This window comes from Banduia mediterranea, from assembly GCF_031846245.1.
Taxonomy (GTDB): domain Bacteria; phylum Pseudomonadota; class Gammaproteobacteria; order Nevskiales; family Nevskiaceae; genus Banduia; species Banduia mediterranea.
Genome location: NZ_JAVRIC010000066.1, coordinates 1 through 867, shown reverse-complemented (window position 1 = coordinate 867; position 867 = coordinate 1). Strand labels below are relative to the sequence as shown.

Sequence of the window (867 nt, the reverse complement as noted above, 5' to 3'; positions counted from 1 at the left end):
GATCGTTGGCCCCGCTTGCTCGATCGTCTGCAAGGCCGACAGGTCGCGCAAGCCGGGCTGGGGCTGACGGCCGAGCAACAGCGAATCCGGCAGCTGGAGGGGGAGAACCGGCAACTGCGATCAGACAATGATCTGTTAAAAAACCCCCGACCCGGGCTTCGCCGCCTTCTATCTGTCGAGAAACACCGGCGTAGAGTTGGGACTCGTCAGGACTGTGGCCGATTGCTTTTTGGAGGCTTTTGACCCCGTCAAAAAACCTGGTCCAGGGGTAGTTGTCATGGTCTAATTTCTTCGGACACCTCGATAGGGGATGATTCCCCCGACTGAGGACAGAGAAGAGATGAGCGACAAGCTGCTGGAACGGATCGTAGAGGTCGAGTCGTCAACCGTGCTGGCCGCGCTGGAACGCAAGGTCACCAAGCTCGAACATGACAAGGTCGCACTGCACGAGAAGATCATGCAAGTGGGCAAGCCGTTGCGCCCATTCAACGAGGCACTTCAAACCGCCCTGGCGCTGCTCGCAAGTCCTTGGAAACTCTGGGAAAGCGGCGCACTGGCTGAGCAAAGAACCTTGATGAAACTGGCCTTCACCGAGCGGTTGAGATACCTGCGTGGCGAGGGGTTTCAAACCACCTCAACGGCCTTGCCTTTCAAGGCTTTGGCCTGTCTGACGACAGGCCAAATGGATATAGCGGAGAGAGAGGGATTAGTCGGGCTTCGCCCTCACCCTTTCGGGACCGCCCGGCGGGCGTTCGATTCGCAGGCGCGAATCGTCGAACCCGGTTTTGTCTATCGAGGATTCGAATCCCCGTTTGCACTGGACCACTGAACCACCGAATTTCCAGCGCCAGAATTGGCGGAGAGAGA

Annotated in this window: 1 protein-coding gene and 1 pseudogene; both read left to right on the top strand. The window is 58.1% G+C overall.

Annotated elements, in window-relative coordinates; genetic code table 11:
* Positions 1-141, top strand: a pseudogene (locus tag RM530_RS18395) (IS3 family transposase); the annotation flags it as partial.
* A 199-nt stretch (positions 142-340) separates the two neighbouring features.
* On the top strand, positions 341-829 hold the full coding sequence (locus RM530_RS18390) for a hypothetical protein (protein ID WP_311366723.1): 489 nt from the start codon (positions 341-343) through the stop codon (positions 827-829).
* Positions 830-867: the final 38 nt, after the last annotated feature.

Bases quoted from the DNA above. Each gene is read 5' to 3' on its own strand.
- RM530_RS18390 (WP_311366723.1), top strand. From the start codon at position 341: ATGAGCGACAAGCTGCTGGAACGGATCGTAGAGGTCGAGTCGTCAACC.